At 66.3% G+C, this 15,059-nt stretch carries 15 protein-coding genes and 1 other RNA gene; 4 read left to right on the forward strand and 12 right to left on the reverse strand.

The window, feature by feature from the left end; genetic code table 11:
* The 12 genes from CGX12_RS06980 to rsmI form a co-directional block, all read right to left on the reverse strand.
* The coding region (locus CGX12_RS06980; RefSeq protein WP_176442018.1) for a glycosyltransferase at positions 1-336 on the reverse strand (336 nt) is incomplete at its 3' end.
* Positions 333-1,508 carry a cell division protein FtsW gene (gene ftsW / locus CGX12_RS06985; RefSeq protein WP_094039176.1) on the reverse strand — a complete coding sequence of 392 codons (1,176 nt, stop codon included), beginning with the start codon at positions 1,506-1,508 and terminating at the stop codon, positions 333-335. The genes ftsW and CGX12_RS06980, both read right to left, overlap by 4 nt.
* Complete coding sequence (gene murD / locus CGX12_RS06990; RefSeq protein WP_094039219.1) at positions 1,505-2,803, reverse strand: UDP-N-acetylmuramoyl-L-alanine--D-glutamate ligase; 1,299 nt, start codon at positions 2,801-2,803, stop codon at positions 1,505-1,507. The genes ftsW and murD overlap by 4 nt, the downstream gene beginning before the upstream one ends.
* A gap of 3 nt (positions 2,804-2,806) precedes the next feature.
* Positions 2,807-3,889, reverse strand: a complete 1,083-nt coding sequence (mraY, locus tag CGX12_RS06995; RefSeq protein ID WP_094039177.1) for a phospho-N-acetylmuramoyl-pentapeptide-transferase — start codon at positions 3,887-3,889, stop codon at positions 2,807-2,809.
* Complete coding sequence (locus CGX12_RS07000; protein WP_094039178.1) at positions 3,883-5,223, reverse strand: UDP-N-acetylmuramoyl-tripeptide--D-alanyl-D-alanine ligase; 1,341 nt, start codon at positions 5,221-5,223, stop codon at positions 3,883-3,885. Before CGX12_RS07000 ends, mraY begins: the two co-directional genes overlap by 7 nt.
* Positions 5,220-6,692, reverse strand: coding sequence for a UDP-N-acetylmuramoyl-L-alanyl-D-glutamate--2,6-diaminopimelate ligase (gene murE / locus CGX12_RS07005; protein WP_094039179.1), 1,473 nt, complete (start codon positions 6,690-6,692; stop codon positions 5,220-5,222). Before murE ends, CGX12_RS07000 begins: the two co-directional genes overlap by 4 nt.
* Positions 6,676-8,421: a penicillin-binding transpeptidase domain-containing protein gene (locus CGX12_RS07010; protein WP_094039220.1), complete on the reverse strand. Its 1,746-nt coding sequence runs from the start codon at positions 8,419-8,421 to the stop codon at positions 6,676-6,678. The genes murE and CGX12_RS07010 overlap by 17 nt, the downstream gene beginning before the upstream one ends.
* Before the next feature lie 2 nt (positions 8,422-8,423).
* Positions 8,424-8,738 carry a cell division protein FtsL gene (gene ftsL / locus CGX12_RS07015; RefSeq protein ID WP_176442019.1) on the reverse strand — a complete coding sequence of 105 codons (315 nt, stop codon included), beginning with the start codon at positions 8,736-8,738 and terminating at the stop codon, positions 8,424-8,426.
* A complete protein-coding gene (gene rsmH / locus CGX12_RS07020) occupies positions 8,735-9,679 on the reverse strand; it encodes a 16S rRNA (cytosine(1402)-N(4))-methyltransferase RsmH (protein ID WP_094039180.1) in 945 nt (314 codons plus the stop codon). Before rsmH ends, ftsL begins: the two co-directional genes overlap by 4 nt.
* Positions 9,680-10,138 (reverse strand): division/cell wall cluster transcriptional repressor MraZ, encoded by a 459-nt coding sequence (mraZ, locus tag CGX12_RS07025; protein ID WP_094039181.1) that lies wholly within the window; start codon positions 10,136-10,138, stop codon positions 9,680-9,682.
* 235 nt (positions 10,139-10,373) lie between these two features.
* An RNA gene (gene rnpB, locus CGX12_RS07030) (RNase P RNA component class A) lies at positions 10,374-10,759 on the reverse strand.
* Between the two features lie 42 nt (positions 10,760-10,801).
* Positions 10,802-11,641 carry a 16S rRNA (cytidine(1402)-2'-O)-methyltransferase gene (gene rsmI, locus CGX12_RS07035; protein ID WP_094039182.1) on the reverse strand — a complete coding sequence of 280 codons (840 nt, stop codon included), beginning with the start codon at positions 11,639-11,641 and terminating at the stop codon, positions 10,802-10,804.
* A gap of 78 nt (positions 11,642-11,719) precedes the next feature.
* On the opposite strand from rsmI, the gene CGX12_RS07040 reads away from it, so the two are divergent.
* Genes CGX12_RS07040 through dolP form a run of 4 tightly spaced genes read left to right on the forward strand, consistent with a single transcriptional unit; the run spans position 11,720 to position 15,057 of the window.
* Entirely contained in the window at positions 11,720-13,540 is a 1,821-nt protein-coding gene (locus CGX12_RS07040) for a penicillin-binding protein activator (RefSeq protein WP_094039183.1), read from the forward strand.
* On the forward strand, positions 13,512-13,877 hold the full coding sequence (locus tag CGX12_RS07045; RefSeq protein WP_094039184.1) for a YraN family protein: 366 nt from the start codon (positions 13,512-13,514) through the stop codon (positions 13,875-13,877). The genes CGX12_RS07040 and CGX12_RS07045 overlap by 29 nt, the downstream gene beginning before the upstream one ends.
* Before the next feature lie 8 nt (positions 13,878-13,885).
* Complete coding sequence (locus CGX12_RS07050) at positions 13,886-14,476, forward strand: D-sedoheptulose-7-phosphate isomerase (protein WP_094039185.1); 591 nt, start codon at positions 13,886-13,888, stop codon at positions 14,474-14,476.
* Between the two features lie 2 nt (positions 14,477-14,478).
* The gene (dolP, locus tag CGX12_RS07055) at positions 14,479-15,057 is read left to right on the forward strand and encodes a division/outer membrane stress-associated lipid-binding lipoprotein (protein WP_094039186.1); all 579 of its coding nucleotides are present in this window, start codon (positions 14,479-14,481) and stop codon (positions 15,055-15,057) included.
* Positions 15,058-15,059 lie beyond the last annotated feature (2 nt).

Below are 15,059 nucleotides of genomic sequence, written 5' to 3' on the forward strand. Positions count from 1 at the left end.
TTTTCCCCCCCGCGCCACTATGTTGAAGAAGACCCCCCCCCCCCCCCCCACCGCCGGACCGCGGCCCCGCCGCCGCCGCGCCTGCCAGACCGCCTTCAGGATCTGGAAGGGCGCCAGCAGCAGCCGCTTGAGGCCGTTGCCGCGCACCCCGGCGATGTCGATGGTGTGCAGCGGATAACCGTGCCTGGGTACCAGTTGGGCTTCCATCCGCTCGGCGGTGCCGAGCCAGTGGATGTGCCAGCCCTCGGCCCGGAGCAGATCCGCCACCGCCAGCCCCGGGAACACATGGCCTCCGGTGCCGCCCGCCATCACCAGCAGGGTCTTGTCAGCACTCATGCCACCTCCCGTTGTCTGGCCTGCATATTGTCCCGCCGCCACTCGAAGTCGATGCGCACCAGTATGGCCACGGCGGTGCTGATCACCAGCAGGCTGGAGCCGCCGTAGCTCACCAGGGGCAGGGTCAGGCCCTTGGTGGGCAGCAGGCCCGAGGCCGCGCCCACGTTGACCACCGTCTGGAAGCTGAACCAGATGCCGATGCCCATGGCCAGGTAGCCTTCGTACTGGCGGCCGCCCATCAAGACCTTCTGCCCGATGTGCAGCGCCTTGAACGCCAGCCAGGCCTGCAGCAGCAACACCAGCAGCACCCCGCTGAAGCCCAGTTCCTCGCCGAGGATGGCGAACACGAAGTCGGTGTGGGCCTCGGGCAGGTACTCGAGCTTCTGGATGGAGTTGCCGAGGCCCTCGCCGAACCAGCCGCCACGGCCGAAGGCCATCAGCGACTGGGTCAGCTGATAGCCGCTGCCGAAGGGATCCTCCCAGGGGTTGAGGAAGGACGTCACCCGTCGCATCCGGTAGGGCGAGGTGATGATCAGGAAACCCACCAGGCCGACGCCCAGCACGATCAGGCTGACAAACTGGCTGAGCCGGGCGCCGGCGAGGAACAGCATGCCGATGGTGGTGACGAACAGCACCACCACCGAGCCCAGATCCGGCTGCATCAGCAGCAGCACCGACATCACGCCCATTACCGCCAGGGGCTTGAGGAAGCCGCGCCACTGGCCGCGCACCTCCTCCTGCTTGCGCACCAGGTAGCCGGCCAGGAAGGTGAACAGGGCCAGCTTGGCGATCTCCGCCGGCTGCACGTTGATGGGTCCCAGGGCCAGCCAGCGGGTACTGCCGTTGATATTGCGCCCCAGCAGCAATACCGCCACCAGCAGCAGCAGCGCCAGGATCAGGAAGCTGGCGTTGAACTGCTGCCAGCGCGCCATGGGCACCTGCAGCATCAGGCTGGCGAGCATCAGGCAGATCAGCAGGAAGGCGCCGTGGCGCTTGACGAAATAGAAGGGATCATTGCCGACGTTGATGCCCTCGGCGATGGAGGCGGAGGACACCATCACCAGGCCGATGGCCATCAGCGACAGCGCCAGCACCACCAGTTGGCGATCGTAGACGAGCCCCTGGGAGGGACGCAGCAGCCAGTCGGTACCGAAGGAGGGCAACAGCTTCATAACGCCTCCACCAGGGCCATGAAGTGATCGCCCCGGGCCTGGTAATTGGGATACATGTCCAGGCTGGCGCAGGCCGGGGCGAACAGCACCCAGTCACCGGGGGCCGCCCGTTCGGCGCACCAGGCCACGGCCCCGGCCAGATCGGCCACTTCCCGGGTGTTGCCGCCCAGCCGCAGCAGCGCCGCCCTGTCCTGGCCGAAGCAGGCCATGCCGGCGATGCGCCGTTCGAGCAGGGGCTTGAGCGGGCCGAAATCCTGACCCTTGCCCTGGCCGCCGGCGATCAGCCACAACCGGCCGGGCACCGCCTCGGCCACCCCGGCGATGGCCGCCAGGGTGGCGCCCACATTGGTGGCCTTGGAATCGTTGAGCCAGCGCACCCCGTTTTTCTCGGCCACGAACTGGCAGCGGTGGGGCAGGCCGCCGAAACGGCGCAACACCGCCAGCTGTGCCTGGCGCGGTATACCGGCCCGGTCCGCCAGGGCCATGGCCGCCAGGGCGTTGAGCTGGTTGTGGGCGCCGAGGATGCGCAGCGCCGACACCGGCAGCACCGGCTCGCCATGGCGGCTCAGCCAAAGCTCGCCCCCCTGCTCGATCCGGCCGTATTCCTGTGCGTCCAGGCCGAAACCGACCGCCGGGCTACCGGCCGGCGGCCGGGTCTGGTCGTCTTCCCGGTTGTAGACGCACAGGCCGGCGCCCCGGTAGATACCCAGCTTGGTGTCCCGGTAGTGGGCCAGGGAATCGTAGCGATCCAGGTGATCCTCGCTGATGTTGAGCACGGTGGCGGCCAGCGCCGCCAGCCCGGGAGTGGTTTCCAGCTGAAAGCTGGACAGCTCCAGTACCGCCAGCTCCAGCGGCCCGGCCAGCAGATCCAGCGCCGGGGTGCCGATATTGCCGCCCACCCCCACCGCCAGGCCGGCCTCGGCCGCCATCTCGCCCACCAGGGTGGTAACGGTGCTCTTGCCGTTGGAGCCGGTGATGGCGATGACCGGGGCCCGGCATTCCCGCAGGAACAGCTCCACGTCGCCCACGATTTCCACCCCGGCAGCCTGCGCCTGGCGCACCTCGGGGGTAGCCAGGGGCACGCCGGGGCTTGCCACGATCAAGTCCGCCGCCAGCAGGCTGGCGGCGTCGAGGGCACCGAAGCGGCAGTCGATGCCGGGTGGCAGTTGTTCCGCCCCCGGCGGCCGGGCACGGGTGTCCATCACCAGCGGGCGGCGCCCCCGCTCCAGGCAATAGCGCACACAGGAAAATCCCGTCTGCCCCAACCCGATGATCACTATGCGTTCCGGCAGCATCATTTATCTCACCTTGAGGGTGGCCAGGCCGATCAGCACCAGCATCAGGGTGATGATCCAGAAGCGGACTATCACCCTGGGCTCGGGCCAGCCCTTCAGCTCGTAATGGTGGTGGATGGGCGCCATGCGGAAAATCCGCTGACCGCGCAGCTTGTAGGAGCCCACCTGCAGGATCACCGACAGGGTCTCGATCACGAAGATGCCCCCCATGATCACCAGCAGGAATTCCTGGCGCACCAGCACGGCGATGGCGCCCAGGGCCGCGCCCAGGGCCAGGGAGCCCACGTCGCCCATGAACACCTGGGCCGGGAAGGTATTGAACCAGAGGAAGCCCAGGCCGGCTCCCACCATGGCGGTGCACACCACCGTCAGTTCGCCGGCGTGGGCCACATAGGGAATGTGCAGGTAGGCGGCGAAGTTGACGTTACCGGTAGCCCAGGCCACCAGGGCGAAGCCGGCCGCCACCATGACGGTGGGCATGATGGCCAGGCCGTCCAGGCCGTCGGTCAGGTTGACCGCATTGCTGGAGCCGACGATGACGAAGTAGCTGAGCACGATGAACAGCAGGCCGAGCTGGGGCATGACGTCCTTGAAGAAGGGGACCACCAACTGGGTCTGGGCCGGATCCCGGGCTATCCAGTAGACGAAGACGGCCGCCGCCAGGGCCGCCGCCGACTGCCAGAAGTACTTCCAGCGGGCGATCAGGCCGTCGGTGTTCTTGCGCACCACCTTGCGGTAGTCGTCGACGAAACCGATGGCGCCGAAGGCGCCCAGCACGAACAGCACCACCCACACATAGGGGTTGGACAGGCGCGCCCACAGCAGTACCGACACGAAGATGGCGATGAGGATCATCAGGCCGCCCATGGTGGGAGTGCCGGCCTTGCTGAAATGGGATTCGGGGCCGTCGTTGCGCACCACCTGGCCGATTTGCAGCATCTGCAACCGGCGGATCAGGCGCGGACCTATCCACAGGGAGACGAAGAGTCCGGTCAGGATGGACACCACCGCCCTGAAGGTGAGATAGGAGAAGACGTTGAAAAAGCTGAAATGGGGGGTCAGCCATTCCGCCAGCCAGACTAGCATGCCTCACCCTCCTGAATGGCCCGGACCACTTCTTCCATCCGGGCGCTGCGCGCACCTTTGACCAAAACCACCACCTTGTTGTGTTGTGCCAGCGCCGCGGCCAGCTCCGGCCACAGCTGCTGCTTGTTCTCGAAATGGCGGCCATGGGCCGCCGTCGCCGTGTCCTTGCTGTCCCGGCCCACGGTCAGCACCAGATCGATGCCGAGCTTGCGGGCGTGTTCGCCCACCCTGGTGTGCATTTCACGGCTGTAGTCGCCCAGCTCCGCCATGTCGCCGAACACGAAGATGCGGTGGCCGGGCAGGCTGGCCAGGGTATCCAGCCCCGCCAGCACGGAGGCGACGCTGGCGTTGTAGGTATCGTCGAGCAGGGTGAGTCCGCCCCGGGTCCATACCTGCAGGCGGCCCTTGGCCGAGCCGAAGGCAGCCAGGCCGGCGGCGATCTCTTCCAGGGTCGCCCCCAGCGCCTCGGTGGCGGCGGCGGCAGCCAGGGCGTTGGCCACGTTGTGCTTGCGGGGCACCGGCAGCTGCACCGCCACTTCTCCCTTTGGAGTCAGCAGGCGGAAGTGGGCGCAGCCCGCCTTGTCCAGGCCGATTTGGCGGGCCTCGTATTCCCGGTGCTCGCCGAAGTAAACCAGGGGGTGCTTTTCCTTCCACAGGGCGCAGAAAGGGCTGTCGCCGTTGGCGATGGCCACGCCCCCCGGCTCCAGGCCGTCGTAGATCTCGCCCTTGGCCCGGGCGATGCCCTCGAGGGAGCCGAAACCTTCCAGGTGGGAGGCTTCCACATTGTTGATAAGAGCGACATGGGGCCTGGTCAGCGAACTGGTCCAGGCGATTTCGCCGATGTGGTTGGCGCCCAGCTCCACCACCGCGTATTCGGTGTCCGGGGTCAGTTCGCACAGGGTCAGGGGTACCCCTATCTCATTGTTGAGATTGCCCCGGGTGGCCAGCACCTTGCCCTTCTGGCGCAGTATGGCGGCCGCCATCTCCTTGACCGTGGTCTTGCCGCAGCTGCCGGTGATGGCCAGGAAGCGGGCCTGGCTCTGATCGCGCACCAGACCGCCCAGCACACCCAACGCCAGCCGGGTATCGGCCACCTTGATCTGGGGCAGATCCAGCGCCAGCCAGCGCTCCACCAGCAAGGCGGCGGCCCCCTGCGCCACCGCCTGGGCGGCGAAGTCATGGCCGTCGAAGCGCTCGCCGGCCAGCGCCACGAACAGGCAGCCGGCGACCATGGGCTGGCGGCTGTCGGTGGTCACGGCCAGTATGGTGCCGTCGGCACCACGCAGCTCGCCGCCGGACGCCTGGGCCAGTTGCTCGAGGCTGAGCGGTATCATGCGACAGTCCCCAGCAGGGCGGCCACGGTTTCCCGATCGCTGTAATGCATCTTGTGAGTACCCACTATCTGATAATCCTCATGGCCCTTGCCTGCCACCAAAATGATATCGTCCACGCCCGCCTGCGCTATGGCCTGGCGGATGGCCTCGGCCCGCTGATGGATCACCAGGGCCGCTTCCGGCTCGAGCAATCCCGCCCGCATCTGTTCGATGATGGCCTCGGGCGCCTCGGTGCGGGGATTGTCATCGGTCAGGATGACCCTGTCGGCGCCGGCCTCCGCCGCCGCCGCCATCAGCGGCCGCTTGCCCTGGTCCCGATCGCCGCCGCAGCCCACCAGGCACCAGAGACGGCCCCGGCAATGCTGGCGCAGCGCCTGCAGCGCCTGCTCCAGCGCATCCGGCGTATGGGCGTAGTCCACCACCACCAGCGGCTTGCCGGGGGCGGTGAAGGGTTCCATCCGCCCGGCCACCCCGGAGAGCCGGGGGGCCGAGGCCAGCAACTCATCAAAGGACTCACCCAGAACCAGCAGGCTGGCCATCGCCGCCAGCAGGTTGGCCACGTTGAAACGTCCCATCAGGGGGGCGGATAATACACCATTCCCCCAGTCGGAGTTAATGGTCACTTTCAGGCCACCGCCATAAAAATGTACCGTCTCCGCCACCAGCTGGCGCCCGTCGAAATCCGCCAGCCGGCCGTGCAGGCTATAGGCGATGGCATCCGGGTACAGGCGCAGCCAGCGCCGGCCCACCGGGTCGTCGGCGTTGATCACCCGGGCCTGGCGGCAAAGCTCGAACAGCTGGCGCTTGGCCTCGCCGTATTCGGCCATGGTGCCGTGATAGTCCAGGTGATCCCGGCTCAGGTTGGTGAACACCGCCACGTCAAAATCCAGCGCGGCCACCCGGTGCTGATGCAAACCGTGGGAAGACACCTCCATCGCCACCCGTTTGGCGCCGGCCGCCAGCTGCGCGGCCAGCTCGGCCTGCACCGCCAGCGCCGAACCGGTGGTGTTGACCGCCTCCCTGAGCCGGCCGTAGAGGCCGTTGCCCAGGGTGCCCATGACCCCCGCCTGGGTGCCCAGCAGGCAGCTCCAATTGGCGATGAGCTGGGTGACGGTGCTCTTGCCGTTGGTACCGGTCACTCCCACCAGCTGCAGATCGGCGGAGGGATCGCCGTAAAAAATCCCCGCCAGCAGCGACAGCTGACGGGACAGCCGGTACACCCCGAGCAGGCGATGATCCTGGTGGTTGAGACCGGCCTGCTCCGGATGGTCCACCTCGAACAACACCGCCGCCGCGCCCTGCCGCAGGGCCTGGTCGATAAACTGACGGCCGTCCAGCCGGTGGCCCTTGACCGCGATAAAGAGACAACCGGGAGCGGCCGCCCGGCTGTCGAGGGTGATGGCGTCGATGGGAATGGCCGGGGCCGACAGCCCCAGGGGCACCGCCAGATCTCTAAGTGTGAGGGCCACGCTTCGCCTCCTGTCCTGCCAGCTGGAACTGCTCTTCGGTCGCCGCGTCCGGGCGGATATTCAATAACTGCAGGGCGCCGCTCATCACTTCGGCGAACACCGGCGCGGCCACCTGGCCGCCGTAGTATTCATCGCCCTGGGGCTCGTTGATCACCACCACCATCGCCAGGCGGGGGTTGCTGACCGGCGCCATGCCGGCAAAGACGCCCACATAGTCGCTGCCATAACCGCCGGCGATGGCCTTGCGCGAGGTGCCGGTCTTGCCCGCCACCCGATAGCCGGGAATGGCGGCCTGGCGGGCGGTGCCGCCCGGGCCGATGACGCTTTCCATCATCTTCAGCACGTCGTCCGCATGCTGGCGCGGTATCACCTGCTCGCCCGCCGGCGCCTGGCTGCGCTTGACGATGGTCAGGGGATAGCGCACCCCGCCGTTGGCCAGCACCGCATAGGCCTGGGCCAGTTGCAGCGGGGTTACGGTCACGCCGTAACCGAACGACAGGGTCGCCTTTTCGATATCGGACCAGCGCCGCCGCTGGGGCACCATGCCGGTGCTCTCGCCCACCAGCCCCATGCCCGAGTCGATGCCCAGGCCGAAGCGATAGAGGGTATCGAGCAGCTGCTCGGGGGTTTCCTGCAACGCCATGCGCACCATGCCCATGTTGGAGGAGCGCTGCAGCACCGTCTCCACGCTGATGGCCCCCAGGTTGCGGGTATCGGACACCCGCTTGCCGCCCAGCCTTACCCAGCCCGGGTTGGTGTCGATGATGGAATCCGCCCTGATGATGCCGTTTTCCAGGGCGCTGACCACGATCAGCGGCTTCAGGGTGGAGCCCGGCTCGTAGGTGTCGGTCACCGCCCGGTTGCGGGCGCGGAAGCTCTGGTACTGGCCCCGGTTGTTGGGGTTGAAGGAGGGGGTATTGACCATGGCCAGTACTTCGCCGGTCTTGACGTCCAGCATCACCAGGGAGGCGGAGGTGGCGCGGTGAAACTCGGAGGCGCGCTTGAGCGAGCGATAGGCCAGGGCCTGAATGCGCTGATCGATGGTCAGCTGGATATGGTTGGCCTCGCGGCCTTCCGACACCACCCCCAGGTCTTCCACCACCCGGCCGGTCCTGTCCTTGCGCACCCGGCGCTCACCGGGCTGGGCGGTGAGCCATTCGTTGAAGGCCCGCTCTATGCCTTCGATACCGGCGCCGTCGATATTGGTCATGCCCACCAGATGGGCGTTGATCTCGCCGGTGGGATAGAAGCGCCGCTCTTCCGGCCGCAAATGCACCCCGGGCAGACGGAGCTTGCGGATATACTCGGCCACCGCCGGGGTCACCTGGCGCTGCAGGTAGACGAAGCGGCGCTTGGGATCCTGCACCCGGGCCAGCAGGGTTTCGCGGGGCACCCCCAACACCTCGGCCAGGGCCTGCCAGGCCTGCTCCTTGCGCAGGCTCATCTCTTCGTGGATCTGCTTGGGATCGGCCCACACCGCCTGTACCGGCACCGACACCGCCAGTTCCTCGCCGTTGCGATCCATGATCATGCCGCGCGTCGTGCTGCTGACCGCGGTGCGCAGGGAACGCAGATCCCCCTCCATCCGCAGCCGATCCGGCGACACCACCTGGATCCAGGCGGCCCGGGCGAACAGCGCCACGAAGGCGAACAGGATCACGCCGCACACGGTCAGGAAACGCCAGCCGAGCAGCATGGGTTCTTTCTTGGTGGCATTGCGCCTTTTCATCTTCATCGTTGCGTCACCAGTTTTTCCTGGGCCGGCGCCGGCCGGTGCATCTTCAGCTTGTCCCGGGCCAGGGCCTCGACCCGGCTGTGCTCCATCAGGGTGTTCTGCTCCAGCAGCAGGTGGCGCCACTCGATGTCCAGCCGGTCCTGCTCCGCCATCAGTTCGTTGTACTCACCGGTCAACTGGCGGGTGCCGTGGGTGATCACTATCACCGCCAGCGCCGACACCAGGGTGAGCACCGCCAGCAGCAGTTGCCACTTGTGCCGCAACAGATCCTGGCCGATTTCCCTCGCCAGGTTGATGCGTCCCTCGATCACGCCGGCGTCTCCAGCCGCTGTGCCACCCGCAGCACCGAGCTGCGTGCCCGCGGGTTGGCTTCGACTTCTGCCGCCGAGGGCTTCATCGCCTTGCCGACACTCTTTAACAAGCGGCCGCCGGCAAGCTGGGCCTCGGTCAGGGGCAGTCCCGGCGGCACTTCGGGGCCTTTCTCCTGTTTGCGGATAAAGTGCTTGACCAGCCTGTCTTCCAGGGAATGGAAGCTGATCACCGACAGCCGGCCGCCGGGCGCCAGCACCCTGAGGGCGCCGTTGAGGGCCAGCTCTATCTCCTCCAGCTCGCTGTTGATATAGATGCGGATCGCCTGGAAGCTGCGGGTGGCGGCGTGCTTGTTCTTCTCCCGGCTGGGGCTGACCCGGGCGATCATCTCCGCCAGCTGGCGGGTCCGGGTAAAGGGGGTCTGCTGCCGGTCGTGGACGATGGCGCGGGCTATCTTGCGGGCGAATTTCTCCTCGCCGAAGGTCTTCAGCACCCAGGCGATGTCCGCCTCGTCCGCCTGGGCCAGCCAGTCGGCGGCACTCTGACCGCTGGTGGGGTCCATGCGCATGTCGAGCGGGCCGTCCTTCTGGAAGCTGAAGCCGCGCTCGGCCTGGTCGAGCTGGGGCGACGACACGCCCAGATCGAGCAGGACGCCATCGATGCGTCCCGTCAGTCCCTGCTCATCCACCATCTCGGCCAGGCGGGAAAAGGGGCCATGCAATATCATGAAGCGGGGATCCGCTATCTTCCGGGCTTCGGCGATGGCCTGGGGATCCCGGTCGATGGCCAGCAGCCGGCCATTGGGCCCCAGTTGGGACAGGATATGGCGGGAATGACCACCCCGGCCGAAGGTGCCGTCCACATAGACACCGTCCGGCCTGATATTCAGGCCGGCCACGGCTTCGTCCAGCAATACGGTGATGTGTGCCTGTTGTTGACTCATTTACAGAGAAAAGTCCCGCAATCGTTCCGATGACTCCCAGCCTTCTTGCGGAAGGGCCTGCAAATCATCGCTAATTTGTTGTTGCCAGCGGGTTTCGTCCCAGATTTCGAAGCGGTTGAGCTGCCCCACCAGCATGATTTTTTTTTCTAGTCCCGCGTGTTGCCTGAGCGGCCCCGGTACCAGGAAACGCCCCTGGCCATCCAGTTCGCATTCGGCGGCATGGCCCAGCAACAGCCGTTGCAGGCGTCGCTCCTGCGGATGGGTGCTCGACAGCACACGCAGTTTCTTTTCTATCAGTTCCCATTCGGCCAGGGGGTAAAGCAGCAGGCAGGGATTGCTGATATCGATGGTGCATACCAGCATCCCCTCGCACTCATCGCGCAACGAGTCCCGGAATCGTGTCGGTATTGCCAACCGGCCCTTGGTATCCAGGCTGATGGCGTGAGCACCACGCAGCATTCTGAGTCCTTGAAATCTATTTTATTCCACAAAAATCCACTTTTTCCCACCACGCTCAAGTGTAAGGAGGGGACTCAAGCTTTTCAAGCGAGGAAATGGAAGTTGGCGACAAAGGAAGACAAAGATATGCATCCGGGGGATTAGTCGGCGGCTTTATCAGGAAATGTGCAAATAAAGTGGCACCGCCGCAGGCCGCAACAAAAAAACGCAGCCCGGGCTGCGTTTTTTTAAAAAATAATGGAGTCGGCCTGTAAGCCGGGTTCTGTACCGAGCAAGCTCGGTCGGTAATCATTCCTCTAGGCCAGCAATCGCTCACTGGCTCAAGCAACCTACCCGCCTCCAGCGCGGGCCGCGCCTGTAGGAGGCCTATTTGGTCTTGCTCCGGGTGGAGTTTACCGTGCCACGAACTGTTGCCAGTCGCGCGGTGCGCTCTTACCGCACCCTTTCACCCTTACCTGATCCCTTGCGGGCCATCGGCGGTCTGCTCTCTGTTGCACTGGTCGTGGGCTCGCGCCCCCCAGGCGTTACCTGGCACCCTGCCCTGTGGAGCCCGGACTTTCCTCCCCTCCGCCCGTCTGCCCGGAGGCACAACGACGGAGCAGCGATTACCCGGCCAACTCCGGGGCGGAGTGTACACCAGTCCCCGCACCGATGCCAGCAGCCTTATTCCAGGTGATCCAGCCCGTATTTATACAGGGCGTTCTTCTTGACGCCGTGGATCTCGGCGGTCAGCGCCGCCGCCTTCTTCAGGGGCAGCTCGGCCCGCAGCAGCGCCAGGGTGCGCAGGGCCTCGGCCGGCAGGGCATCGCCGTCGGGCCTGTGACCTGCCACCATCAGTACGATCTCCCCCCGGCTGCGGTTGTCATCCTGGCGCAGCCACGCCAGCATCTCCCCGGCCGGCAGGCTGTGGATGCTCTCGAAGGTCTTGGTCAGCTCGCGGGCCACCACCAGGCGCCGCGCCTCTCCCATCACCGAGATGATGGCCTCGACCGTGTCGAGCAGGCGACGGGGTGACTCGTAGAACACCAGGGTACGGCCCTCGTCCCTCAGGCTTTCCAGCTTGTCGAGGCGAGCCTTGTCCTTGGCCGGCAGAAATCCTTCGAACGCGAAACGATCGGTGGGCAGGCCGGCGGCCGACAGGGCGGTGATGGCCGCGCAGGGTCCGGGCAGGGCGATGACCTGGACACCGGCTTCGCGACAGTGGTTGACCAGGTGATAACCGGGATCGCTGATAAGCGGCGTGCCCGCATCGGACACCAGGGCGATGCTCTGGCCATTCAGCAGGCGCCCGACCAGTTGTTCCGCCTTGTGCTGTTCATTGTGATCATGCAGCGCCCAGGTCGGCGTACTAATCTGGTAATGGGACAGCAGCTTGGCGGTGTGGCGGGTATCCTCACAGGCGATAAGATCAACCCGTTGCAATGTTTCCAGGGCGCGCTGGCTGATATCATTCAGGTTGCCGATGGGGGTGGGCACAATATAAAGTGCGGCCGCTTGGCTCATGGGAACTCCTGTGCAAGCAATTGTTTCACCGTCCTGGCCCTATTACACTTAGGACCAGAATGACACAGCTTGGGATAAATGGGATTGGCGACACAATATCAACGCGACAGTGTAACACGACTGCTGTGCACCCTGGTGCTTTCCTCCGTCCTGATGGCCTGCGGCAGCGGTATGCTGCAGCCAAAGGAACCGCCGCCGCCGGCGCCGGACATGTTCAGCCTGGTCGACCGGCCGGCCGACCAGTATCAGGACTTTGCCGAGCGCGCACCCGAGCCGGACGCCTTCAGTTGGCGGGTACTGGCGATACGCGCGGCCCTGCAGCAGGGGGACGGCGCCACCGCGGGCCAGCAGCTGGACCTGCTGCGCCGCCAGGCCTCCCCCCAGCAGCAGGCCACCCTGGTGCTGCTGGAAGGCGCCCTGGCGCTGACCCAGGATAATCCGGAAGCGGCCCTGCAGCTGCTGGGGCCCCTCGACAGCAGCCAGCTTACCCGCAGCGGCACCATCTATTACCTGCTGCTGCAAGCCAACGCCCTGGAACAGCGGCAACAACCGCTGGAAGCCGCCAAGGCGCTGATCGAGCGGCAGGAGCTGCTCGGCGGCGGGGATCGGGAGGCCAACCGCGAGCATATCCATCGCCTGCTGCAACCCCTTTCGCCCCAGAGCCTGCGCCAGGCCCAGGGTCCGGGCAACAGCGACCAGGCCAACGGCTGGTTCCGGCTGATGGCCATCCTCAACAACAGCAACCTGCAGCCGGCGCAACGGCAGTGGCAACTGCAATCCTGGCGGACCGCCTATCCGGATCATCCCGGCCAGGCCTACCTGGCCGGCGCCCCGGCGGAGCAGCTCGCCACCAGCGCCTACCAGCCCGCCCATATCGCCGTGTTGCTGCCGCTGTCGGGCCGCCTGGCGGAGCAGGCCGACGCCATCCGCAACGGCATCCTGAGCGCCCACCAGGGCCAGGGCTCGCGCCTCAGCTTCTTCGACACCAACGGTCGTGACATGGCCGGCCTCTACCAGCAGGTGCAGCAGGCCGGCGCCGACTTCATCCTGGGCCCCCTGCTCAAGGAAGAGGTCGAGGCCCTGCTCGAGCTGGATCCGGCCATGCCGGTGCTGGCCCTCAATCTGCCCGCCTACCAGCCGGGCCTGCCGCACTTCTACTACTTCGCCCTGTCACCGGAGGCGGAAGCCGCCGAGGCCGCCCGCCACATGTGGGACCAGGGCCATCGCCAGCCCCTGGTGTTCGCCCCCAACAACGAACTGGGCCGCCGGGTCGCCACCGAGTTCGGCCAGAGCTGGCAGCAGCAGAGCGGTCGCCCCGCCATTCTGGCCTACTTCGCCGGTCAGGGTTCGATAGAGTCGGACGTGCGCCGCGCCCTGGCCAGCACCGGCCCCCCGCCCCCGGCCGCCGCCGGTGTTATCCAACCCCTCGGCGACGGCGCCTGGACCGGTGCGCCGGAGCCCATCGACTCGGTATTCATGGTGACCAACGCCACCGAAACCCGGGTGATACTGCCCTACTTCGATTTCGTGCGCGACAGCCGGGCCGCCCGCCTGCCCACCTACGTCACCTCCCGCAGCTATGTGCCGGACGACGAGGCGCCCATGAGCGAACTCAACGGTCTGCAACTGGCCGACATGCCCTGGATCTTCGATGGGGCGCCGCAACTCAGGGAGGAGGTGGAAAGCCTGTGGCCCAATGCCGGCATCAGTTGGCAGCGGCTGTTCGCCTTCGGCTACGATGCCCTGGCCCTGATTCCGCAGTTGACCCAGCTGCGCCAGGGAGCCCCCGCCGTGCCGGCCCTGACCGGCGAGCTGTCGGTGTCGCCCCAGGGGGTGCTGCAGCGCCGCCTGCAATGGATGGAATACCGCAATGGCACCTGGCTACCCGACGGGAACTAGCCGGGCCCGGGGCGAGCAGTTCGAGCGCCGGGCCGAGCAATTCCTGCTCGGCCAGGGGCTCTGCCTGGTGGCGCGCAACTACCAGTGCAAGCTCGGGGAAATCGATCTGGTGATGCGTACCGGTACCACCCTGGTGTTCGTGGAGGTACGCTATCGCCGGAGCAACCACTACGGCGGTGCCCTCGCCTCGGTCACCGCCACCAAGCAGCAGCGGCTGCGCCGGGCCGCCCTCAGTTACTTGCAGTCTCAGGGGTTGAACGAATCCCGCCAGTCCTGTCGTTTCGATCTGATCGCCTGCGACGGCAGCCATATCGACTGGATCCCCAACGCCTTTTAAGGAGTCCCATGCAGGAAGAAATCAAAGCCAGCTTTACCGAAAGCATCCAGACCAAGATCGCCGCCGCCGAGGCGCTGCCCGACGACATACTCGCGGCCGCCCAGATGATGGTGATGTGCCTGCTCAACGGCCACAAGCTGCTGGTCTGCGGCAACGGCGGCTCCAACGCCCTGGCCCAGCTGTTCGTGAGCGAGCTTATCAACCGTTACGAAACCGAGCGCCCGGCCCTGCCCGCCCTCTGCCTGACCCTGGACACCAGCAGCATCAGTGCCATCTCGGTGGATCAGCACTTCGACGAGGCCTATGCCCGCCAGATCCGGGCCCTGGGCCAGGCCGGCGACGTGCTGGTGGTGATCTCCACCAGCGGCCACAGCCGCAACCTGATCAAGGCGGCGGAGGCGGCCCTGAGCCGGGACATGACCATAGTGGCCCTGAGCGGCGGTGACGGCGGCGAGCTGGCCGGCCTGCTCGGCCCCAACGACGTGGAGATCCGGGTACCCGCCCTGCGCGCGCCCCGCATTCACGAGGTCAACCTGCTGACCCTGCATTGCCTGTGCGATCTTATCGATCGCACCCTCTTTCCCAAACAGGAGGATTGACCATGAAAGCTCGACTCTTGCTGTGCTTCGGCACCGCCGTACTGCTGCAGGGCTGTGCCGGCGTCATGGTGGCCGGTGCCGGTACCGGTGTCGGTGCGGCAGTCGATCGCCGGCCGGTATCGACCCAGGTCAGCGACCAGGCCATCGACATGCGCGCCCTGCACCGCCTGGGTGAAACCAAGCCGTTGTGGGACGACAGCCGGCTGGCGGTGGTCACCACCAATGCCAAGACCCTGATGATCGGCCAGACGCCCACCGAGGAATACCGGCGCCAGGCGGAAGAGATCGTCAGGGGCGTGCCCGGCGTGGCCGAGGTCTACAACGAGGTCCGCCTGGGGCAGCCCCTTTCGCTGGCGGCGCGGAGCCAGGACACCTGGCTGACCTCCAAGGTCAAGAGCACCCTGCTGGCGGAAAAGAACATCGACGGCACCAAGATCAAGGTGGTCACCGAAAATTCGGAGGTCTTCCTGATCGGCCTGGTCACCCAGAAGGAAGCGGACATAGCGGTGCAACTGACCCGCAGTATCAGTGGCGTGGCCCGGGTTATCACCGTCTTCGAATTTATCCAGGCCGCGCCCTGATA

Source organism: Zobellella denitrificans, from assembly GCF_002237365.1.
Lineage (GTDB): Bacteria > Pseudomonadota > Gammaproteobacteria > Enterobacterales > Aeromonadaceae > Oceanimonas > Oceanimonas denitrificans.